Below are 23,200 nucleotides of genomic sequence, written 5' to 3' on the forward strand. Positions count from 1 at the left end.
CAGATGGCAAAGAAACCAGTAACGAGGATTGATCCAAGAAAGGAATTATCTCCTTATTTGAATCATGAATTCAATCAACAAAAAAATAGTCGTAAATCGCAAGCCAAGATTTCTGCCTCACTTTCTAGTTTACAGGCGGAAAGACGACGGTCACTAAGACGGCGGCTTGGTTTAATAATGTCAGTTTCAGTTTTGGCGATTGCTGGGCTAGGCTATTATATTTCTCCCTTGGCCAATATAAGTACGGTTAAGGTGATTGGTGCTTCGGATTTACCAATTAAAGGAATCGTGAAGGCATCTAAGATCAAAGCCAGTGATAAGGTTTTTGATTATTTGTTTCAACAAAAAGATTTGAGCCAAAAATTATCTAAGAAGTATCCTGAAATAGAAAGTGCCCAAGCACATTTAGGTCATGTTAACCAGCTCATATTGCAAATTAATGAACGTAAAACCGTAGGCTATTTAAAAGATGGCGATGATTATCGTAAGATTTTAAGTAATGGCAAGTTAGGCAGTACTGCAATTACTTGGGCAAAAGTCGATCAAGATAAACCTATTTTTGTTGGCTATAATAAAGCAACTTCTTTAAAAGAAGATTTAAACTTATTTAATAGTTTGCCCAAATCATTCCAAAACCAGGTAAAATTATTAAGTGGGAACACTAGACGAAAGTCACAAGTAATTTTAGTTATGAAAGATGGCAATGTAATTATTGGCAGTACCGTAACGTTAAAGAGCAAACTAAAATATTATGACGAAATTAAAGTTAAAGCTGGAAAAAATAGCTTAATTGATTTAGAAATAGGTGCGTTTAGCAGGCCATTAACTTCAAGTGAAAAGAAAGCCTACGGGGTATCGTAGCTGTTTTACTTGTTTATTTATGTTAGAATTTTTTCAAGGCAAATATTAATGGGGGCTTAATTTTGGAGAATTCAAATCTTTTAGTGGGTCTTGATATAGGAACCACAAGCGTGAAAGCAGTTGTGGCAGATTCGGGGAAAGTCATTGGTGCAGTTACTACGCCCAATTCAGGCATGAGACATGGTCAAATTGTTGATATTGATCAGACTGCAGCAGCTATCAGCCGTGCTTTAAAAGGCGTGGCAGAAAAGACTAATGCAAAAATTTATAGTGTCGTAGCCGGAATTCCAGTAGGAATGTTGCAATTAGAGACAGCAACTGGATTTGCTAATGTCGGTGAAGAAGGACAAGAAGTAAATAATGAAGATGTCAAAAGAACGATTCGCTCTGCGATTCATGCTGCTGCAAAAGATGATCGTGAAGCAATTGCTTTTTTGCCTAGTCGATTCTTAATTGATGGAAAAACTGAGGTTGATGATCCTCGTAAGATGATTGCTCGTTCACTTGGAGTAACTGGTATTTTGTTAACAGCTCCAACAGGTTCTTTGCATAACATTAAAAAAGCAATTGAACGTGCAGGCTATCACAACAATTTCTTTGTTCCAACGCCATTGGCAATTTCTAGTGTTGCATTAAATGAAAGTGAAAAGACTTTCGGTTCTGTAATTATTGACCTCGGTGGTGGAGTAAGTACAGCAACAGTAATTAAGGAAGGCCAAATCAAATACGCTAATATTGATTTGGAAGGTGGTAGCGATATCACTAATGATATTTCTGCTGTTTTAAGTATTTCTAAACGTGATGCTGAACAAATTAAATTAGATTATGGCTTTGCTGATCCGCAATTTGCTTCTAAGAATGATAAATTTGCAATTAATAGTGTAGGCTCAAATGGACAGCAAATGATTGATGAAGTTTACCTGAGTGAAATCATTAATGCACGTCTTGAGCAAATTCTAACTCGTCTTGGCAAGGGTTTAGCCAAGCATAATGCTTTGAAGCAACCGGGTGGTATTGTTATCACTGGTGGAACTAGTTTACTTCAAGGAATTGATAGTTTGACAGCCAATGGTTTAAACGTTAAAGCACGTATTTATCAGCCAGATCAAATTGGTATGCGCAACCCAATTTATACAGCTGCATATGGAATAGTAAATTATTCTTACAAGATGTCAGAAGTAGACTATCTTGTTAACAGTGTAATTTACGGTTTTGGTGAAAATGTAGTTGAAGAACCAGTTTCACAACCAAAAACTTCCAAGAATTCTAAAAGAACTGTTTCTACTAGTGAAAGTGAAGCCAAAGAAGCTTATAATAGAAACAAAATGTCCGCAAGAGATGATTCTTCAGTGGACGAAGAAAATAATAATCAAGAAAAATCTAATGGCTTGAAGAGTTTCTTTAAGAAATTCTTTGATTAAAGGTGGTTAATTTAATGGATTTTACATTCGATTCAGACGACAATAAGAATGCTGTCATCAAAGTTATTGGTGTTGGCGGTGCCGGAGGCAATGCTGTTAACCGAATGATTGATGACGGTGTACAAGGTGTTTCATTTATTGCAGCAAACACTGATGTTCAAGCTTTAAACAGTAATAAAGCTGAAAACAAGATTCAATTAGGGCCTAAGTTAACAAGAGGTTTAGGTGCTGGTTCACATCCTGAAGTAGGCCAAAAGGCTGCTGAAGAAAGTGAACAAACAATTGAAGATGCACTTAAGGGTGCTGATATGATCTTTATCACTGCTGGTATGGGTGGTGGTACCGGTACTGGTGCAGCTCCTGTAGTAGCTAAAATTGCTCGTGAGACCGGTGCTTTAACTGTTGGTGTAGTTACACGCCCATTCAGTTTTGAAGGCCCTAAGCGCTCTAAGAACGCAGCAGAAGGAATTACCCAATTAAAGCAATACGTTGATACTTTAGTTATTATTGCTAATAATCGTTTGCTTGAAATGGTTGATAAGAAGACCCCAATGATGGATGCCTTCAAAGAAGCTGATAATGTCTTGAAGCAAGGTGTACAAGGTATTTCAGACTTGATTACTTCAACTGACTACGTAAACTTAGACTTTGCTGATGTTAAGACTGTTATGGAAAACCAAGGTGCAGCCTTGATGGGTATTGGTCGTGCTAGTGGTGAAAATAGAACTGTAGAAGCTACTAAGCTTGCTATTTCTTCACCACTTCTTGAAGTATCAATTGATGGTGCTAAGCAAGTATTGCTTAACATTACTGGTGGTCCTGACCTTACTTTGTTTGAAGCTCAAGATGCTTCAGAAATTGTTTCTAAGGCTGCTGGTGATGATGTCAACATTATCTTCGGTACATCAATTAACCCCAACTTAGGTGATGAAGTGGTAGTTACTGTAATTGCTACTGGTATTGATTCTAAAGCCGAAGAAGCCGCATCAAAGCAATTACCAGGACGTAGCCACCAAATTAAGGCTCAACCTAAGAAGGAAGCAGAACCTGTTGCTAATAATACTGTTCAACCAGAAAAGCAAACTGTTGACCGTCCACAAACTGTTCAACCATCTAATAATGCAGATGCGGATCATGAAGCGAAAAAGCCAAAGCAAACAATGGTTGATCCAACCAGTGTTTGGGGATTGAACGATAATCAAGATAATCAAAGAAGAAATACTAAGCCTGCTGAGCCAAAGGGTGATCATGAAAGCTTCGATACTTTTAGCAATGATGATCAAGATAGTATTTCTCAAATTGAAACTAGTGCTCAAGACGATAGTGATGATAGTGATGATATTCCATTCTTCAAACATCGTGGTGAAAACTAGTTTGGAGGTAGATACAGATGGCTTTTGATAAATTGGGTAGATTTTTCGGCATTTCCAATGATGATGAAGATGAATTGGAAAAAGAAGAATATGCTACTTCAAACAAAGATGATAATGAAAACTTACCTCTGAATTCTGTTAGTCGAGACAATGTTGTTTCGATTAAATCAGGATTAAATTCAGCCAAAAGTAAAATTGTGTTGTATGAGCCGCGTGTTTATTCTGATGCTAAAGATGTTGCACAAAACTTGTTGAATAATAAGGCAGTAGTAATTAACTTTAGCAGAATGGAAGATAGTTCCGCTCGACGAATCGTTGATTTTATCACAGGAACAGTTTATGCATTAAACGGTGAAATTCAACGCATCGGTGACAAGATCTTTTTAGCCACTCCACCTAAATTTGTGACAGATGGCAAAATTAGTGACTTAATTGATAAGAAGGATAATTTAAGTTAATGTTAAACGTAATACATTTTATTTACGTAGCTCTTACTTGGATCTTATGGCTTTACAGTCTATTTATTGTTATTGATGCAATTTTAAGTTGGATACCAATGTTAAGTAATTCTGTAATTGGTCGCTTTTTAGATAAGATTGTAAATCCATACTTGAACTTGTTCAGAAAAGGTCCGTTTGCTAAGTTGGCCTATTCTACTGGAATTGATATTTCTCCAATTATTGGATTATTCATTTTGTACTTTGTACAGAATTATGTTCTATTTTGGATTTTTAATATTTTATTGAGGGTGTTAGGTTAATGCAAAAGCGACAAGCAAGTAAGTTTTACCCACATTTTAATCAAGAAGAAAGACCAGTAATTGATTATTTTACTGGTCTTTTTAATCAAATAATTTTTAAACATGAACCAATTTTAACCGATTTTTTAGATCCGGGTAAAAGAGCAATTCTAAAAACCATCGTGGGTAATGATGTTTTTATACAAGAGTATGGCGGATATTCGAATGCGGAGAAAAAACGTGTTTATTTAAGCGAGGAATGGGTTAATTTGCAACCCAGCGATTATTTAATTCAGCCATATGAAATTGAATATCCACAAAAATTTATCAAAATTAATCATGGTGCGATTTTAGGTACCCTGGCTAATTCTGGAATTGAGACTGATACTTTTGGCGATATAATTACTGATGAAAATGGTAAATGGCAATTTTTTGCTAAAAAAGAATTAGTGGATTTTTTTGAAGAGCAGGTTACTCGGATTGGAAGAGCACAAGTAAAATTAAGAGAGATTTCTTTTAAAGATGTTCTAGTGCCGAAGGCTGATTCAACGGAAAAGATAGAAATTGTTGCTTCAATGAGAATTGATGCAGTACTATCTGGAATTAGCAAACAAAGTCGTGGTCAGATTCAAAAAATGATTGAAAACCATTTAATCAAATTAAATTGGCATGACATAGCAGATTCTAATATAATGGTTAAAGAGAATGATATTTTGAGTTTGAGGCATTTTGGGCGTGTTTTGATTGAAAATGTTTCGGCTACAAGAAAAGGAAAATATAAGGTGGTGCTCAAACTTTGGCAGACAAAGAAACGAAATTGACGCCGATGGATATTCATAATAAGGAATTTAAGCATCGAGGTCGTAATGGATATGATCGCTATGAAGTGGATAGTTTTTTAGATGATGTTGTTGATAATTATGGGGATGCACTTGATCAAGTAGTAGATTTAAAGAACGAAGTAGTATCTTTAAATAAAAAAGTAGAAGATATGCAGGCTCAAGTAGATGAGTATAGTAATATGAAGAAGTCGCTTATTTCTGCTCAAAAAACTGTAGATCAATTAAAAGAAAATGCGGAAGCAGAAGCCAAACGTATTCTGGATGATGCTAAAAAGGAAGCTCAAACAGAAGTTGGCTATCAAAAACAACAGCAAGAAGTTATCTCTAATGATTACAAGCGTTTAAAGAAACAAATAGGCGAATTTCGTAGTCATATGCAAGCAATGCTCCAAAATGAGATAAATAATTTAAATGATGAAACTTGGCAGCATGCTTTAGATGAATATTTCCATACGGAACGATTTTATCCGGGTAATGGTGCAGAACCAATCGGTGAAGAAGAAATCGCAAATGAAACTGCAATCGATGATGAAGATATTGACAACGATGATGTAAATGACGTAAACTCTTCTCAAGAACCTGATGATTTGGATGAGGAGTTGTCAGATGATTCTGATGATGATGAAGAAACTACTCCTAAGCCAATGACAGGTGATAGTCCGCATCATGAGACAATTAATTTAAAACCTGAAGTACCTAAGAGTTCATCAGGTCCAACAATTGTTTTCCCGGATGATTACAAAAAATAAAAATTAGATTGGCAGTAAAACTTGAGGGCAATTCAGCGAGCTAATGTTGGTGGAAGATTAGCATAAGAGCCTAAAGGTTGATCAGCTGTCTGAATGATCTAAACGTTTTTTGCACGTTACGCAAATTAAGTGGAACTTTTTTAAGTTCAATTTAGGTGGTACCACGGTTAACCTCGTCCTAATTAGGGCGAGGTTTTCTTTTTTAGAAAGGAATTTGTTAATGAGAATTAAAGACACTCTTAATTTAGGTAAAACTAAATTTAAAATGCGCGGTAATTTGCCAGTTCGTGAAGCAGAATGGCAAAAGCAATGGCGTGAAAATAAATTATATGAACAAAGATTAAAGCTTAATGAAGGTAAGCCTCGTTTTGACTTACACGATGGCCCTCCATTTGCCAATGGTAATATCCACATGGGACATGCTTTGAACAAGATCTCAAAGGATATCATTGTTCGCTACAAGAACATGAATGGTTACTATGCACCATACGTACCAGGTTGGGATACTCACGGTCTTCCAGTAGAACAACAACTTGCTAAAAAAGGCGTAGACCGTAAGAGTATGGATCGTGCTAAGTACCGTGAACTTTGTCGTCAATATGCTGAAGAACAAATTCAAAAGCAAATGAATGACTTTAAGCGTCTTGGTGTGATGGCAGATTGGGATCATCCTTATGTTACCTTGCAACATGACTTCGAAGCACAAGAAATTCGTGTCTTTGGTGAAATGTACAAGAAGGGTTACATTTACAAGGGTAAGAAGCCTGTTTACTGGTCATGGTCAAGTGAATCTACTTTAGCTGAAGCTGAAGTTGAATATAAAGATGTTGAAGCAAATTCAATTTTCGTTGCTTTCCCAGTAACTGACGGTAAAGGCATCATCGATCCTAAGGATACTTATTTCGTAATCTGGACTACTACTCCTTGGACTATTCCAGCAAACGAAGCAATCTGTGTAAATCCTAAGTTTGATTACTCAGTAGTTCAAGTTGGAGATAAACGTTACGTTGTTGCTACTGGCTTGCTTGATAAAGTAGCTGAAGAAATCGGTTGGGATGACTATAAGGTTGTTCAAACAGTTAAGGGTGCCGACATGGAATACATGAAGGCTAAGCACCCAATTTACGACAAGGAAAGTCTTGTAATTGAAGGCTTCCACGTAACTTTGGATGATGGTACTGGTTTAGTTCATACTGCACCTGGCTTTGGTGAAGACGACTTTAACGTTGGTCAAAAATATAACTTGCCAATCTTCAGTCCAGTAGATGCTCACGGTTGCTACACTGATGAAGTACCTGAACTTAAGGGCATGTTTTACCAAGACGTAGATAAGTTAATGATCGAAAAGTTAAAGGATGCTAGTGCACTTCTTAAGCTTAAGGTCTTTACTCACTCATACCCACACGATTGGCGTACTAAGAAGCCAGTTATCTTTAGAGCAACTACTCAATGGTTTGCTTCAATCGCTAAGTTTAGAGATCAAATTCTTGATCAAATTGAAAAAGCGAGCTTCATCCCTTCATGGGGTAAGACTCGTCTTTACAACATGATTAAAGATCGTGGTGACTGGGTAATCTCACGTCAACGTGCATGGGGTGTTCCACTTCCAATTTTCTACGCTGAAGATGACACACCAATCGTTACTCCAGAAACAATTGAACATGTTGCTAAGATCTTCGAAAAAGAAGGTTCAAACGCTTGGTACACTCATACTGCTAAGGAATTATTGCCAGAAGGCTTTACTTCAGAACACTCACCAAATGGTGAATTCACTAAGGAAAAGGATATTCTTGATGTTTGGTTTGACTCTGGGTCATCATGGTCAGGTGTCATGGAAAAACGTGATGGCTTACATTACCCAGCTGATCTTTACCTTGAAGGTAGTGACCAATACCGTGGTTGGTTTAACTCAAGTTTGATTACTTCAGTTGCTGTCACTGGTCAAGCTCCATACAAGCAAGTTCTTTCTCAAGGATTCGTTTTGGATGATAAGGGCCACAAGATGTCTAAGTCACTTGGTAACGTTATTTCACCTAATGACGTAATCAAGCAAATGGGTGCAGAAATTATTCGTCTTTGGGTAGCTCAAGCTGATACTACGTCAGACGTTGCTGTTTCAATGGGAATCTTGCAACAATCTGCAGAAAGCTACAGAAAGATCAGAAATACTTTCCGTTACATGCTTGCTAATACTAGCGACTTTGATCCTAAGAAAAATCGTGTTGCTTACGATGATCTTCGTTCAGTAGACCAATACATGGAAGTTAAGTTAAATGACTTAATCAAAGAATGCTTAGCAGCTTACGATAAGTTTGACTTTACTACTGTCTTCAAGAAGGTCTTTAACTTCATTTCTAATGATCTTTCAGCATTCTATCTTGATTTTGCCAAGGACGTTCTTTACATTGAAGCTGAAAACAGTCGTGCACGTCGTTCAATGCAAACAGTTATCTATGATGCTGCAGTTAAGTTGGCTAAGATTTTAACTCCAATTTTGCCACACACTATGGAAGAAATTTGGGGCTTCTTGAAGGAAGACGAAGATTACGTTCAACTTGCAAATATGCCAAAAGTAGAAAACTATGCAAATCGCGATGAATTGCTTGAAAACTGGGCTAAATTCATGAAGTTGCGTGATGATGTTTTGAAGGCACTTGAAGATGCAAGAAACAAGAAGTTGATTGGTAAGTCATTTGAAGCAGCCGTAACAATTTACCCAGATAAAGAAACTAAGGCCATGCTTGATGAATTAGATGCTGACTTCAGAGAAATTTTAATTGTTTCTAAGTTAACTATTTCAGATGATCCAGCTCCAGCTGACGCTGAACAACTTGCTAATGCTGCTGTTGTAGTTAAGCATGCTGAAGGTGAAGCTTGCCCACGTTGTAGAATGATTAGAACTGATATTGGTGCAGATCCTAAGTTACCAATGCTTTGTGGTCGTTGTGCAGAAATTGTTGAAGCAAACTACCCTGAAGCAGTACAAGAAGGATTAGAAAAATAATGCGTTTAGGTACTGTTAAACAATTTGATGAAGGAAGCAGTTATGGCTTTATTGAAGACGATCGCAACCACAAATCGTACTTCGTTTTCTATAAAGCTATTAAGGAAGAAGGCTATAAATCATTACGAGTAGGCGATCGAGTACAATATCAATTAGCTCAAGGAAAAAATGGCCTACAATGTGTTAATGTATATTTAGCTTAAAAAAGGAGGATGAGACTTAGTGGATTTAGAAGAAACAGAAATCTCATCGCAACAGATTTTTCAAGGTAGAATCTTGGATTTATCTGTTCGAAAAATCAAATTACCTAATGGCGATACTGCGACTAGAGAAATAGTTAAGCATCGCCCTGCATCTTGTGTTATTGCAATTAATGATCAACAAGAAATGCTTTTGGTAAAACAATGGCGTGAAGCTATCAAGCAAGTCACTTTAGAAATTCCAGCTGGAATTGTTGACCCAACTGACACTAGTCCTCTTGATGCTATGAAGCGTGAATTGAATGAAGAAGGCGGCTACAAGGCAGAATATTGGGAAAAAGTTAGTGAATTTTATTCTACACCAGGCTTTTGTGATGAAAAAATGCATCTTTTCTATTGTGATACGTTAACTAAGTTGACTGAAAAGAGATCATTAGATGCAGATGAATTTTTAACTTCTGATTGGTATAGTTTAGATGAATTAAAGAATTTATTAGCAGAAGGAAAAATTGTCGATGCTAAGACAATTTATGCCATTTCTGTTTGGGAAAATATGCTATTGCGCAATGCTCAAGCTGAAAGTAATAAGTAATCATGACAGAAAAGCGTTCTGATTATCGTAAAAGACAGAAAAAAAGTTTAGTAGACAAAGTTAAATCTGTTTTTACTGATAATGATGCAACAGAAGAAGTTAATGTTAATCCTGATTTTCAAAGGGATGATTCTGAAAGAAGACGTCCTTTGGAAGGCGATGGAGAGGAGTTTTATCAAGCACAGCAGCCTATCGATAAAGAAAAGATGCGCGAAGAAAAGTCTTTAAAACTGAAAAAAAGACTGAACAGTGCTATTCTGATAGTGTTTGTTTTAATTATTTTAGTGCTTTTAGCATTATTTCATTTATAATTTGAAACGAGGAAATTTATGAAGATTGCGATTATTGTTCCAATGGCTGAAGAAGCCGAATTTTATCGTAATCATTTCCACGCAGAAAAAAAAGAAATGTTCGGATCAACTGAATTCGAACATTTTTCTGTTAACGGAAATGATGTTTATTTAGGTTTGAGTGGTATTGGTAAAGTTCAAGCTGCGATGAACCTAGCTAGTTTGTTAAGCAATGTAGATATTGATGTTATCTTTATGACTGGTTCTGCCGGTACTTTACATAAGGATATTCATCAAGAAGATTTAGTTTTGCCTAATGCCTTCATGTATTATGATGCTCATAATACTGCTGCAGGTGATTATGTAGAAGGCCAAATCCCACAACAACCAGCTCAATTTGTACTTGATTCACCAGAAAGAGCTGCATTCGCTGAATATCTTGAAAAGCAAAATGTTGCTTTTAGTGAAGGATTAGTGGTTACTGGAGATTCATTTGTAGCTTCAACTAAGCAAAAGGATGAAATAAAAGAGAACTTCCCTGATGCATTAGCTTGTGAAATGGAAGGTGCTGCTTTTGCTCAAGTTGCTCATGCTTTTAATAAGCCATTAGTTGCAATGCGGGCAATCTCTGACAATGGTGATGGCAGTGCAAGTGAAGACTTTGATGTATTTGTTAAAAAGGTTGGAGCTAAGGCTGCTAAATTAATTAGTGATTACGTAGAAAAGATGAATTAACGTGCGTGAAATTTATTTGGATAACGCTGCGACTACTCCTATGTCTCCTAAGGTAATTGATGTAATTACTGATGAAATGAAAAATGATTTTGGTAATGCATCAAGTACTTATGAGTTGGGACGTCAAGCAAGAAATGTGATTGATCGAGCTCGTCATCAAATTGCTGCAAGTATTAATGCTAAAGATAATGAAATTATCTTTACATCCGGTGGCTCAGAAAGTAATAATACTGCCATTTTTGGTACAGCATACAGTCGAAAAAATATTGGTAAGAAGATTATTACCACGCAAATTGAACATCCTTCAGTTTTAAATCCTATGAAGCGATTAGAAGATGAAGGCTACAACGTTGTCTATTTAAATGTTGATGAGACGGGACATATTTCTTTAGATGAACTGAAAAAAGAATTAACGCCAGATACAATTTTAGTATCGATTATGGCCGTAAATAATGAAGTAGGTTCCATTATGCCACTTAAAGAAATTGGCGAATTGGTCAAAGAGAGCAATGCATATTTCCATGTCGATAATGTTCAAGGCATGGGAACGATTGATATTGATGTCAAAGCAATGAATATTGATTTATTATCAGTATCTGCTCATAAAATTAATGGACCAAAATTCTTAGGATTTTTGTATGAGAATTCTGATATTGATTTGCCAAATTTGGTTTTAGGCGGTGAACAGGAGACTAAACGTCGTGCTGGAACTGAAAATGTACCCGGTATTGCTGGCTTTGGCGAAGCAGTTAAAGAACTGACCAATATTGGTCATGATGATCTTCAGGCAAAATATGCGCATTTCCAAGATCTTATTTTGAACCAACTTGATCAAAATAAGATTGATTATAAAATCAATGGAGGTCATGGTCCTGGATATTCTCACCATGTCTTAAATCTATGGTTTAAGGGTATTTCTACTACTTCATTACAAACTAATTTAGATTTAAACGGTTATGCTGTCTCAGGTGGTTCCGCATGTACCGCAGGGTCACTTGAACCTTCACATGTATTAATTGCATGTTTTGGTGCAGATTCTCCTCGAATTAATGAATCAATTCGTATTTCGTTTGGGCGGTATAATACAGATGAAGAAGTAGAATCATTTGCTGAAAATCTGGTAAAAATTGTTCAAAGAATTCAATCTAAAAGAAAATAGTTGCTTTTAAAAAGAAAGTAACTTATTATAAATAAGTGAGGAAAAATATGGCAAATATAGTTGTGATTAATGGTGATAAACGTAAGTTTACTTTAAATCCAGAGTTAAAACTTTATGCTTTAATTGATGCTGGTTTTGTGAAGACTGCTAAGGGTAATTTTAATTATGAACATCCTTTGTATAATGATTCACCTTATAATGCACCAACTAAGTTAAAGATGACTGTTAATAAGGATTTATCTCATTTAACGATGGTTGTTACTGATCGCAATGGTTTGCAAAAGGTTAATATTTTTAAAAACAAGCAATTAGCGCCAACTGTAGATCTTTTAGATTACATTTTGAAGGATCTTGAAGAGCGTAAGATATTGCTTGAGGTAAAGGATTGATTGAATAATGGTTGACAATAGCAAGACTAGAGTAGTTGTAGGTATGAGTGGTGGTGTAGATTCATCAGTATCAGCATTATTACTCAAACAACAAGGCTATGATGTTGTCGGTGTTTTCATGAAAAATTGGGATGATACTGATGATTCTGGTGTTTGTACCGCTACTGAAGATTACGAAGATGTAAAGAAAGTTGCCGATAAAATTGGTATTCCATACTATTCAATTAATTTTGAAAAAGAATACTGGCATCGTGTTTTCGAATACTTTTTAAATGAGTACAAAAAGGGAAGAACGCCTAATCCTGACGTAATGTGCAATAGTCAAATTAAGTTCAAGTCATTTTTAGATTTTGCGATGGATCTAGATGCTGATTATATTGCAATGGGACATTATGCTAAAACTGTTAAAGATGCAAATGGTCTTACTCATATGATGCGTCCGAAGGATGGGAATAAGGATCAAACTTACTTCTTAAGTCAATTAAATCAAGATCAGATTAAGAAGGTTATTTTCCCACTTGCTAACTTAACTAAACCTCAAGTGCGTGAAATTGCCTTAGCTAATGGTTTGGCTACTGCTAAGAAGAAAGATTCTACTGGTATTTGTTTTATCGGTGAAAGAAACTTTAGAAAGTTCTTGAGCGAATTTTTACCAGCTAAGTCAGGTAAGATGGTTACCCCTGATGGCAAAGTGGTTGGTGAACATGCCGGCTTAATGTACTACACTATTGGTCAAAGACAAGGTTTAGGTTTAGGTTCAACTAAGGAATCAACAGATCCATGGTTTGTTGTTGGTAAGGACTTAAAGAAGAACGAATTAATCGTAGAACAGGGTTATGATAGTAAGCTTCTTTACGCAAGTCGCTTGAAGGCTAGTGATATGTCATTCTTTACTGGTAAGCCAGATCATGATGTGGAATTTCACTGCAGCGCTAAGTTCCGCTATCGTCAATGTGATGTTGGTGTAACTGTTAAGTATCATGCAGATGATAATACTGCTGACGTTTACTTTGATGAACCAGCTCGTGCAGTTACTCCTGGTCAAGCTCTTGTTTTGTACCAAGGTGAAGAATGTCTTGGTGGTGGAAATATTGATGCTGCTTACCAAGAAGACAAGCAATTGCAATTAGTATAAAATGAATTTTAAAAAAGGACGTTCGAATTTTCGAACGCCCTTTTCTTTGTGCTAAACTAGTTATATCAATTAAACATGTTTGGGGGATAAAAATGCAAATTTATTTTGTTCGTCATGGTAAAACTGAATGGAATTTAGCAAGTCGTTTTCAAGGTGGACATGGTGATTCACCACTCTTGCCACAAAGCTTAAAAGATATAAAGAAGTTAGGTGAACATTTAAAAGGAACTAAGTTTAGAGGTATTTTTGCTAGTCCTTTAGATCGTGCCTTTAATACTGCTCAAGGTATTGATAATGCTATGAATGCCAACTTGCCAGTAGTGATTGATGAACGATTACGTGAATTTAACTTAGGTGATATGGAAGGAATGAAATTTGCGGAAGCAGAAAAGAAGTTTCCTGAGCAAATGAACAACTTTTGGCATCATCCGGATAAGTATGATCCCACCGAATTACATGGTGAAGATTATGAACATGTAATTGCTCGTGGCAAGTCTTTTGCTAAAGAAATGGCTGAAAGATTCCCGAATGATGATGATAAAGTATTAGCAGTCAGTCATGGAGCAGCTTTATCAGCAATTATGGGTGGTTTGTTAGGCTATCCTTTAAAAGATATTCGTAAAAATGGCGGTTTAAGCAATACCAGTTTAACAGTACTTGAAACGCTTGATGGTGGTAAGACTTTTAAACCAGTTGTTTGGAACGAAACTAGTTATTTAGGCAGAAAGTTATCAAAGACGGATTCACTGTAATGGATAAAAAAATTGCACAGCTTTATGATAATGGCAAGGTTGATCAGGCGATTCATTTATTAGTTCAAAAAATTGATCAAAAACCACAGAATATTGAAAACTATTTGCAATTATCAACTTATTTAATTGAACAAGGTAGTGTAGATCAGGCACAGCAGCTGTTGGAACAAGCGCAGCACTTAGTTAAAAAGCCGCAAAAGTTAAATTACAATTTAGCTGTTAGCTACTATATGCAGGGTGATTTTGATAAAGCTTTGGCATTATTGGACCAAATTCCTAATGACGATTTGACTTTATATCAGAAGGCATTAACTTATTTAAAATTAGGTCAGAGCCAAAAAGCTCTTGCGTATGCTTTAACAATCAAAAAAGTTGATGATAAGGTGCAAGAATTATTAGGGGATATTTGGATGAGCTTAGGCGAAAATGCTCAAGCCCAGCAAGCCTATCTCATGATTCCTAAAGATAGGCGAACAGCTAAGATATATTTCTTGCTTGGTGTTTCTACCATGGAAAAAGATCGAACTCAGGCAGAAGCATATTTTGCAAAAGCGAAAGCAATGGATGAAAAATACTATAAGCGGGCAATGGATCAATATGCTTCAATTATGAAAATGCTGAATGATAAGGAAAAGAAAAAGTAATGAGCGAATTCACCGGTAAAATTAACGGGATTGTTTTTGAAAATGATAAAGATTTATATAAAATCCTCGATGTTGAAATCATTGGTTCACTCGAAAATTATTCACGTAGCGAAATTAAGGTAACTGGTAATTTTGGTGATGTGCAAATTGGTAGTAGCTATCGCTTCGATGGTAAACTGGTTATGCATGAAAAATTCGGTTTACAATTTCGCGCTAATAGCTATAAGCCGATCATGCCTCATGAAGAAGGCTCACTCACTAATTATTTGAGTTCTAATAAATTCCCAGGTATTGGTAAAAAAACAGCGGGTACCATTATTGAAGAATTGGGATTAAATGCTTTAGATGTTTTAAAAGAAAATCCTGCTAAAATCGACACGTTATCTTTAACTAAAAAGCAAAAAGATAGCTTATTGTCGGGTCTAAATTCGATGGATTCTTATTCTGAAATCGTCTTAAAACTAGCTCAATATGGAATAAGGAAACAGGTAGCCGCTAGGATTTACCAATGTTATCATGGAGCAGCTCTAGATAAATTAAAAGAGGATCCTTATGCTGCCGTTAATGAAATTACAGGTTATGCATTTAAAACAGCAGATACCATCGGCAAGCAATTGGAGATACCCAATGATGATCCAAGAAGAATAAATGGGGCCATTTATCAGGTTCTGCTAGACGCTTTGAGTGGTGAAGGCAATACTTATGTTCCACTATCCGATTTACTGACTGGTGCTAAAGAATTATTGCAAATCCCACAATTTGATCCAATTGCGATTTGTGTAAATGAATTGCAGAAAAAGGGCAAAGTAATAGTTGATGGTGAAAATGCTTTTTTACAAAATATTTATCAAACAGAGGTCGATATTGCCCGTTCTATGAAGAGTTTGGTGGAAAGTAGAAAAGCACAGGATGATGAACAGTATAGCGATAAGAAAATTGAACAAGCTATCGAGGATGCGGAGCAAGAATTAAAAATTAAGTATGATGACACACAGAAGCTTGCTATCAAGAATGCTTTGAACAATCCTATTTCAATTTTGACAGGTGGTCCTGGGACAGGTAAAACCACTATTATCAATGGGATATTGCTAGCATTAAGAAAATTGGCAGAAATACCTGCTTCATCGCTATATAGTGAAGATCCACCATTTTTATTAGCAGCGCCAACTGGTAGAGCTGCTAAGAGAATGGGAGAAATAACCGGAATTAGTGCCAAAACGATTCATCGACTTCTAGGGTTAGGCATTGGAGACGCAAATGCTGAAGATCTAAATGAGCTAAATGGTGAAATTTTGATCATCGATGAGATGTCTATGGTTGACATGTTCTTGTTTAAGCAGCTTCTTTCTAGCATTAACCAAACTCGTCATATTGTGTTTGTAGGAGATAAGGATCAGTTACCTTCTGTCGGTGCGGGGAACGTATTTAGCGATTTAATTAAGTCACATGCTTTTCCGACTACAGTTTTAAAGCAAATTCACCGACAAGGGGATGAGTCAACGATTATTACGCTGGCTCACGATGTAAATGAGGGCAGAGACCAACAAGCTTTATTTAAGAAGACTAAGAATTATTCATTTATTAGCTGTAGACCTGAGTTGGTGGGGGATGCAGTAGGACAAATTGTCAAATTAGCTTTAAAACGTGGCTTTGATAAGGATGATGTCCAAGTATTGAGTGCCATGTATCATGGTAGCGGCGGAGTAAACAATTTAAATGATGTTATTCAAGAAATAATGAATCCGCCTAAAGCTAAGAGTAAATTTTTAGAAGTACGCAATGAAATTTTCAGAATTGGCGATCGAATTTTACAATTGCAAAATAATCCTGAAAAAGATATCTATAATGGCCAAATTGGTAAAATAATTAGTATCGATGAAGATAATTCTAAAGAATGCATGGTTGCTAATTTTGATGACCGGGAAGTAAGTTTTGGTAAAAAAGATTTAACTGATTTAACCAGAGCGTATGCGATTACTATTCATAAGTCACAAGGTTCAGAATTTCCATTAGTTATCTTGAATTTGACTATGCAGAACTATGTGATGCTTAAACGAAATTTGCTTTATACGGCGGTTACTCGAGCTGAGAAAAATTTGGTTTTAGTAGGAGATCCACGAGCCTTTGCAGCAGCTTTTAATACGCCAGGAAATGATCGAAAAACTGGATTGTCAGATAAAATCTGTGCTCAATTGGGTATTAAAGTTACTGAAACTAGTGAAGAAAAAACAAAAGATGAAGTTGCAGCACCTGAATCTGAAAAACAAGAACCAGAGGATTATATTTTGACGCCTGAAAAGATTTATTCAGGTGAGATAGATCCAATGATTGGAATGGAAAATATTAAATTATAAAAAGAAGCTAAGATAATCATTCATCTGAATGAAAACCTTAGCTTTTTTGCTTATTTCAACAAATTAAAGTGATCTATTTTAAATGTTAATTTAAAATCTTGGGCGTCATAATCTTCACCGTCAATTTGTGCAAACTCTGGCTTTTGAGTTGTAACTTGAATCTCTTTAGCCTCTATATAGTGAAATTGGGGAGCATTTACATGTGATCCATCTTTTAATAATTTGTCAAAAAGATGGATAAATTTGAATAAGTTGGGCTTTTCTACGATCACAGTATCTAAATGATGACTGTAAATGTCAGCTTTGGGTAAAATCGCAATTCCACCACCAAAATATGGATGATTGGTAGTAGTCACGAAATAAGCATCCCCGTAGCGCACAGTTTCATTTGCCGTTTTGATCGTAACCGTAAATGTATTCTGTTTTGCAAGAGCTTTAATAATATTTAAGCCATAAATCAAATTACCAAAATTAACATGATTTAACTTTTTCTTTAGTTTCTCATTATTGCTTTCATGAACCACAAATGCGTCAAAGCCGATTCCAAAATTATTAACAAAATAACCATGCGGCATTTTAGCTATATTTGAAGTAAAGAATCCGCAATCAACGCGTTCCGGCTCGGGATCTTGCAATAAATTATTAACTAGTTGCAAAGGATCGTTAGTTAATCCAGCTCCTTGCGCAAAATCATTGCCAGTTCCAGCAGGTAAATATGTTATGGGTGTTTCAGGGAAATTTGATCTTTTAATACCATTTAAAGCCTCATTGAAAGATCCATCACCACCCACAACGATTAAAATATCATTTGAGTTAGGATTTTTATTGGCATAATCTTCAGCCAACTTAATGAGTTCGCCAGGATAATTGCTCTTTTTATGACTAAATGGAATATTTAGATTATTTAATACCTTTTGCAAGGAATGGTCAGCTGCAACAGCATTTCCATTTCCAGCTACTTCATTAACTAATAAATGTACTTTAATTTTTTTATTCATATATCTTATATTCAAAATAAAAGACTCCCGAAGGAGTCTAATTTTTTATTTCTTTTCAATAATAATTGGCAAAATCATTGGTCGCCGTTCAGTCTTAGAGTAAAGGAAATCAGAAAGATTTTCAGAAATTGCCTTCTTGATATCACTTTCTTTAGGCTTGTCTGATTTAGCCATTTCATTTCGAAGAACGTGGTAGACGTGCTTTTGTGCTTGGTTAATCAGTTCAGTTGATTCACGCATGTAGACGAAACCACGACTGAGAATATCAGGACCAGCTAAGACACGTTTATATTTGTAATCAACAGTTGCTACAGCGACAACCAAACCTTCTTCTGAAAGAATTTGACGATCGTGTACGACAACATTACCAACATCTGCAGTACCCGAAGTATCAACATAAACATCGCCTGCAGGGATTCTACCAGCAATTCTAGCTCCATTTGGCCCAAAACAAACAACTTCACCGTTGGACAACACGAAAGTATTTTCAGCAGGTACACCAGCTTCTTGTGCTAACTGTGTATGAATAACCTGCATTCTGTACTCACCGTGAACTGGAATCATGTACTTAGGCTTAGATAAGCGAACCATCATCTTTAATTCTTCTTGACCACCGTGACCAGAAGTGTGGACGTTGTTAACACGACCATGAATGACATTAGCGCCGCCTTCCATTAATTTGTTAATTAAGTGGTTAACGCTCAATGTGTTTCCTGGAATAGGGTTAGAAGAGAAGATAACTGTATCGCCAGGCTGTAAAGTTATTTGTCTGTGAGTACCATTGGCAATTCTTGAAAGAGCTGCTAATGGTTCACCTTGTGATCCAGTACATAGAATCATAACTTTGTCAGGTGGCAGCTTGTTAATCTCTTCTGCATCAACAATTAAATCCTTTGGAACATTTAAGTATCCTAAATCGATTCCGTTATCTACACCATTTTCCATACTACGTCCAAAAATGGCAACTTTTCTACCTGTATCGATAGCTGCTTGTATAGCTGTAGAAACACGATAAAGGTTAGAGGCAAATGTAGCGAAAATAATTCGCCCATGAATACCAGTAATAATATTATGAAGCGACTGTGCAACGAATCTTTCAGATTTAGTAAATTGACTAACTTCAGCGTTAGTAGAATCTGAAAGAAGGGCAAGTACACCTTCTTTACCTAATTGAGCCATTTTTTGGAAATCTGGTGCAGGTTGATTCATAACAGGAGTTAAGTCAAACTTAAAGTCACCGGTAAAGACAACAGCACCAAGCGGTGTATGAACAGCAATTCCTAAAGTATCAGGAATGGAGTGTGTGGTTCTGAAGAAAGAAACAGATAATTTCTTAAATTTTAAAACCGTATCTTCATGTTCTTCATGCAGTTCGGTAGTCTTCAAAATACCATGTTCTTCCAATTTGCCTCTGATTAATGAGAGGGCAAATGGAGTTGCATAAACAGGAATTTCAGGAATCTTTTCCAATAAAAATGGAATACCACCAATGTGGTCTTCATGTCCGTGACTAACTACAAGAGCCTTAATCTTCTTACGGTTTTTGAGTAGGTATGAATAATCTGAAATAACGTAGTTAATACCTAATAAATCGTCTTCGGGGAATTTAATACCACAGTCCATGATGATAATTTCATCCTGATACTGGACACAATACATATTTTTACCGATTTCATGCAAACCCCCGATTGCATAAACGGCTACTTCATTATTTTTAATTCGCACTCTTTATTACTTCTTATCGAACGTAGTTAACTTAAAGTCAGCGTGTTCTTTTTCGTAAGCCAAAGAATTGCCTGTTAATTCTTGGATGAGTTCAATGTTATAGGGGGTGTTGTCCTCAACCGTACTTCTTGCTTCGACCATGTTGTCAGCTTCCATGTAAAGAGTTTGAGTAGTTTCTCTACGTGGGTTGACAATTTTGTCTTTTTGATACAAAACTTTGTAAATCATAAATGATTCTCCTTAATTAATGTATAAACGTTCAATTTAGAGTGAAATCACTCTATAGCTAATAAAAATTTTATCATATTTGTAAAGGTAAGTATATAAATATGTTTAGATCTATATTCATTTGAAAATTATTAAGAAATTCTCTTGATAATTATTGACGTAAAATAACATTAGTTGTACTATGAATTTGTGGTGAATGATGAATAAACTCATCTACTCGCTATAAGAAGTCTCTTCAATCTTCTTAATTCCCAATGTATGAACCACTGGTCCAGTCGCCCAGTGGTTTTTTATTATATAAAAAGAGCCTGCTTATGCAGACTCTTTTTTTTGGTTAAATAACAATTAAGAAATAACCACAGTATCTTCTTTAAGTGCAAATGGATCTTTTTTATTAATTCTGTCATAGAAAAGATGACCATTAAGGTGATCGATTTCATGAGAAGATACAATAGCTGGATAATCTTTCAAGCGAATAGTTTTTTCTTCTCCATCAACAGTGTAGTAATGAATAGTTAACTTGTCTGGACGTGGTACGTAACCATTAATTACTTTGTCAACGCTAAGGCAACCTTCACCTTCGCTAAGGCAAGCTTGACGTACGGATTCAGAAACGATTTCTGGGTTAACGTAAACTTCCTTAAAGATGATTTCACCTTTATCATCAGGAACTAAAAGCGCAGCCATTTGAACGCCTTCGCCAACTTGTGGAGCAGCTAATCCAACACCTGCTCTAAGTTGATGTTTTTCAGCGATCTTTGGATCTTGTGAATTAACTAAATATTCCATCATATCTTCTGCTAATTGCTTGTAGTGGTCGCTAAGCGGAAAAGTTAAAGGCTTAGCAACTTGGCGTAAAACGGGATCACCGTCACGCACGATATCTTTCATTAAGATCAAAATAATTACTCCTTTTTAAAAAACTTATCTAATATATTTTTACCATATTTTAAGCGATTTTGCTTGATTTTAGATGAAAACAATTAAAAGTTAACTTATTGGTAAGCGTTGACCCGCGTGCAGTTAGGTGGTAAAATTCACTAACGTAACTATACAGATCAAAAATAGAAGCACTTCGATAAGGCGCTACTGCGTTACCGAAACTGTGACAGAGTCACAGTTTTTTTATTGAAGAGTGGGGAGGAATACTTTTGTCAGAAAAAAGAAGAGACGATCTTAGAAATATTGCTATCATTGCCCACGTTGACCACGGTAAAACTACTTTGGTTAACCAATTATTGAAGCAATCTGATACTTTACCAGAACATATGAATCTGGAAGATCGTGCTATGGACTCAAACGCTATTGAACGTGAACGTGGTATTACTATTTTATCTAAGAATACTGCTGTTCGATACAAGGATACTACTATCAACATCTTGGATACACCAGGTCACGCCGACTTTGGTGGGGAAGTTGAACGTGTTATGCACATGGTAGACGGAGCATTACTTTTGGTTGATGCTTATGAAGGTCCAATGCCACAGACTCGTTTTGTTTTGAAGAAGGCTTTGGAAGCCGGTGTAAAGCCAATTGTTGTTTTGAACAAGATTGATCGTCCAGGTGCTCGTCCTAAGAAGGTTTTGGATGATGTGCTTGAACTCTTCATCGAATTAGGTGCTAACGATGAACAGCTTGACTTCCCAGTTGTTTACGCATCAGCATTGAATGGTACTTCATCATATGATGCAGATCCAAGTACTCAAAAAGAAACTATGGATCCTATCTTTGATACTATTATTAAGAATATTCCTGCTCCAATCGACAATTCAGATGAGCCTTTACAATTCCAAATCACAATGCTTGACTGGGATGACTACGTTGGCCGTATTGGTGTTGGTAGAATTTACCGCGGTAAGGTTAAAGTTGGAGATAATATCACTGTTATGAAGCGTGATGGCTCTACTCAAAACTTCCGTGTTACTAAATTATTTGGTTACTTCGGTTTGAAGCGTAACGAAATTAAAGAAGCTAAGGCCGGCGATATCATTGCTATTAGTGGTATTAATGATATTTACGTTGGTGAAACAATTGCTTCAGCAGAACATCCAGAAGCATTGCCACTTCTTAAGATTGATCCACCAACCCTTCAAATGGACTTTGTTGCTAACGACTCACCATTTGCAGGTCGTGAAGGTGACCAAGTAACTCCTAAGAAGCTTGAAGATCGTTTGATCCGTCAAACTCGTACTGATGTTTCATTAAAGGTTGAACCTACTGATCAATTAAACGCATGGACTGTTTCTGGTCGTGGTGAACTTCACCTTTCAATCTTGGTTGAAGAACTTCGTCGTGAAGGCTTCGAATTACAACTTTCACGTCCTAAGGTTATTTACCGTGAAATTGATGGTACTATGTGTGAACCATTCGAATCTGTTCAAATTGATACTCCAGATGAATACGTTGGTTCAGTTATCGATTCACTTTCACAAAGAAAAGGTGAAATGAAGAACATGGAATCAACTGGTAACGGCCAAACTCGTCTTGAATTCTTAGTTCCATCACGTGGTTTGATTGGTTACAATAATGAATTCATGTCACAAACTGGTGGTTACGGTATCATGAACCATACCTTTGAAGCATACAAGCCAGTTGTTAAGAACTGGAACCCAGGCCGTCGTAATGGTGCTTTGGTATCAATTAACCAAGGTCAATCAACTACTTACTCACTTCAATCAGTTGAGCAACGTGGTGAATTATTCATCGGTGCTGGTGTTGAAGTTTACGAAGGTATGATTGTTGGTCAATCATCACGTGAACGTGATATTGCAGTTAATGTAACTAAGGGTAAGAACTTAACTAACACTCGTGCTGCAGGTAAAGACCACGCAGCTGCAATTAAGACCCCTAGAACTTTGACTCTTGAGGAAGCTATTGAATTCTTGAACGATGATGAATACTGTGAAGTAACTCCAGAATCAATTCGTTTACGTAAGAAGATCTTGAATACTTCAGAGCGTCAAAAGGCTGATAAGAAGCGTGCTCGTGCTAATGGTTAATTTTAGATAAC

General features: G+C 36.2%; 23 protein-coding genes. 19 read left to right on the top strand and 4 right to left on the bottom strand.

From position 1 onward, the window contains the following. The first annotated feature begins 3 nt into the window (after nucleotides 1-3). The 18 genes from FC37_RS01475 to recD2 all read left to right on the top strand — a co-directional run bounded on the left by FC37_RS01475 (nucleotide 4) and on the right by recD2 (nucleotide 17,239). Complete coding sequence (locus FC37_RS01475; RefSeq protein ID WP_025005050.1) at nucleotides 4-861, top strand: cell division protein FtsQ/DivIB; 858 nt, start codon at nucleotides 4-6, stop codon at nucleotides 859-861. A 62-nt stretch (nucleotides 862-923) separates the two neighbouring features. Continuing rightward, nucleotides 924-2,282 (top strand): cell division protein FtsA, encoded by a 1,359-nt coding sequence (gene ftsA, locus FC37_RS01480; protein ID WP_025005049.1) that lies wholly within the window; start codon nucleotides 924-926, stop codon nucleotides 2,280-2,282. Nucleotides 2,283-2,296: 14 nt separating this feature from the next. Further along, nucleotides 2,297-3,655 carry a cell division protein FtsZ gene (gene ftsZ / locus FC37_RS01485; protein WP_056945453.1) on the top strand — a complete coding sequence of 453 codons (1,359 nt, stop codon included), beginning with the start codon at nucleotides 2,297-2,299 and terminating at the stop codon, nucleotides 3,653-3,655. Nucleotides 3,656-3,672: 17 nt separating this feature from the next. Next, nucleotides 3,673-4,113 (top strand): cell division protein SepF, encoded by a 441-nt coding sequence (locus FC37_RS01490; RefSeq protein ID WP_025005048.1) that lies wholly within the window; start codon nucleotides 3,673-3,675, stop codon nucleotides 4,111-4,113. Beyond that, a complete protein-coding gene (locus FC37_RS01495) occupies nucleotides 4,113-4,415 on the top strand; it encodes a YggT family protein (protein WP_025005047.1) in 303 nt (100 codons plus the stop codon). The genes FC37_RS01490 and FC37_RS01495 overlap by 1 nt, the downstream gene beginning before the upstream one ends. Next, nucleotides 4,415-5,215, top strand: coding sequence for a YlmH family RNA-binding protein (locus tag FC37_RS01500; protein WP_025005046.1), 801 nt, complete (start codon nucleotides 4,415-4,417; stop codon nucleotides 5,213-5,215). Before FC37_RS01495 ends, FC37_RS01500 begins: the two co-directional genes overlap by 1 nt. Beyond that, nucleotides 5,191-5,985: a DivIVA domain-containing protein gene (locus FC37_RS01505; protein WP_025005045.1), complete on the top strand. Its 795-nt coding sequence runs from the start codon at nucleotides 5,191-5,193 to the stop codon at nucleotides 5,983-5,985. Before FC37_RS01500 ends, FC37_RS01505 begins: the two co-directional genes overlap by 25 nt. Before the next feature lie 220 nt (nucleotides 5,986-6,205). After that, nucleotides 6,206-8,989, top strand: a complete 2,784-nt coding sequence (gene ileS / locus FC37_RS01510; RefSeq protein WP_025005044.1) for an isoleucine--tRNA ligase — start codon at nucleotides 6,206-6,208, stop codon at nucleotides 8,987-8,989. After that, nucleotides 8,989-9,192, top strand: a complete 204-nt coding sequence (locus FC37_RS01515) for a cold-shock protein (protein WP_003627651.1) — start codon at nucleotides 8,989-8,991, stop codon at nucleotides 9,190-9,192. The genes ileS and FC37_RS01515 overlap by 1 nt, the downstream gene beginning before the upstream one ends. A gap of 19 nt (nucleotides 9,193-9,211) precedes the next feature. Beyond that, nucleotides 9,212-9,781: an NUDIX hydrolase gene (locus tag FC37_RS01520; protein ID WP_025005043.1), complete on the top strand. Its 570-nt coding sequence runs from the start codon at nucleotides 9,212-9,214 to the stop codon at nucleotides 9,779-9,781. Nucleotides 9,782-9,783: 2 nt separating this feature from the next. Further along, on the top strand, nucleotides 9,784-10,092 hold the full coding sequence (locus FC37_RS01525; protein ID WP_025005042.1) for a hypothetical protein: 309 nt from the start codon (nucleotides 9,784-9,786) through the stop codon (nucleotides 10,090-10,092). 18 nt (nucleotides 10,093-10,110) lie between these two features. Then, entirely contained in the window at nucleotides 10,111-10,806 is a 696-nt protein-coding gene (locus FC37_RS01530; protein ID WP_025005041.1) for a 5'-methylthioadenosine/adenosylhomocysteine nucleosidase, read from the top strand. A gap of 1 nt (nucleotide 10,807) precedes the next feature. Beyond that, entirely contained in the window at nucleotides 10,808-11,965 is a 1,158-nt protein-coding gene (locus FC37_RS01535; protein ID WP_025005040.1) for a cysteine desulfurase family protein, read from the top strand. 47 nt (nucleotides 11,966-12,012) lie between these two features. Next, complete coding sequence (locus FC37_RS01540; protein WP_025005039.1) at nucleotides 12,013-12,354, top strand: DUF1831 domain-containing protein; 342 nt, start codon at nucleotides 12,013-12,015, stop codon at nucleotides 12,352-12,354. 7 nt (nucleotides 12,355-12,361) lie between these two features. Next, entirely contained in the window at nucleotides 12,362-13,489 is a 1,128-nt protein-coding gene (gene mnmA / locus FC37_RS01545) for a tRNA 2-thiouridine(34) synthase MnmA (protein ID WP_025005038.1), read from the top strand. 92 nt (nucleotides 13,490-13,581) lie between these two features. Continuing rightward, nucleotides 13,582-14,241 carry a histidine phosphatase family protein gene (locus FC37_RS01550; RefSeq protein ID WP_025005037.1) on the top strand — a complete coding sequence of 220 codons (660 nt, stop codon included), beginning with the start codon at nucleotides 13,582-13,584 and terminating at the stop codon, nucleotides 14,239-14,241. After that, nucleotides 14,241-14,885, top strand: a complete 645-nt coding sequence (locus tag FC37_RS01555; RefSeq protein WP_025005036.1) for a tetratricopeptide repeat protein — start codon at nucleotides 14,241-14,243, stop codon at nucleotides 14,883-14,885. Before FC37_RS01550 ends, FC37_RS01555 begins: the two co-directional genes overlap by 1 nt. Further along, on the top strand, nucleotides 14,885-17,239 hold the full coding sequence (gene recD2, locus FC37_RS01560) for an SF1B family DNA helicase RecD2 (protein WP_025005035.1): 2,355 nt from the start codon (nucleotides 14,885-14,887) through the stop codon (nucleotides 17,237-17,239). Before FC37_RS01555 ends, recD2 begins: the two co-directional genes overlap by 1 nt. Nucleotides 17,240-17,289: 50 nt before the next feature. On the opposite strand, the gene FC37_RS01565 is transcribed toward recD2, so the two are convergent. The 4 genes from FC37_RS01565 to def all read right to left on the bottom strand — a co-directional run bounded on the left by FC37_RS01565 (nucleotide 17,290) and on the right by def (nucleotide 21,090). Then, on the bottom strand, nucleotides 17,290-18,237 hold the full coding sequence (locus tag FC37_RS01565) for a diacylglycerol/lipid kinase family protein (RefSeq protein ID WP_025005034.1): 948 nt from the start codon (nucleotides 18,235-18,237) through the stop codon (nucleotides 17,290-17,292). Between the two features lie 45 nt (nucleotides 18,238-18,282). Next, the gene (gene rnjA, locus FC37_RS01570; RefSeq protein WP_025005033.1) at nucleotides 18,283-19,962 is read right to left on the bottom strand and encodes a ribonuclease J1; all 1,680 of its coding nucleotides are present in this window, start codon (nucleotides 19,960-19,962) and stop codon (nucleotides 18,283-18,285) included. Between the two features lie 6 nt (nucleotides 19,963-19,968). Next, nucleotides 19,969-20,190 carry a DNA-dependent RNA polymerase subunit epsilon gene (locus FC37_RS01575; protein WP_025005032.1) on the bottom strand — a complete coding sequence of 74 codons (222 nt, stop codon included), beginning with the start codon at nucleotides 20,188-20,190 and terminating at the stop codon, nucleotides 19,969-19,971. A gap of 345 nt (nucleotides 20,191-20,535) precedes the next feature. Next, nucleotides 20,536-21,090, bottom strand: a complete 555-nt coding sequence (gene def / locus FC37_RS01580; protein WP_025005031.1) for a peptide deformylase — start codon at nucleotides 21,088-21,090, stop codon at nucleotides 20,536-20,538. A 251-nt stretch (nucleotides 21,091-21,341) separates the two neighbouring features. On the opposite strand from def, the gene typA reads away from it, so the two are divergent. Further along, on the top strand, nucleotides 21,342-23,189 hold the full coding sequence (gene typA / locus FC37_RS01585; RefSeq protein WP_025005030.1) for a translational GTPase TypA: 1,848 nt from the start codon (nucleotides 21,342-21,344) through the stop codon (nucleotides 23,187-23,189). The last annotated feature ends 11 nt before the right edge of the window (nucleotides 23,190-23,200 follow it).

The organism is Lactobacillus gallinarum DSM 10532 = JCM 2011 (genome assembly GCF_001434975.1).
In the GTDB taxonomy this organism is placed as follows: domain Bacteria; phylum Bacillota; class Bacilli; order Lactobacillales; family Lactobacillaceae; genus Lactobacillus; species Lactobacillus gallinarum.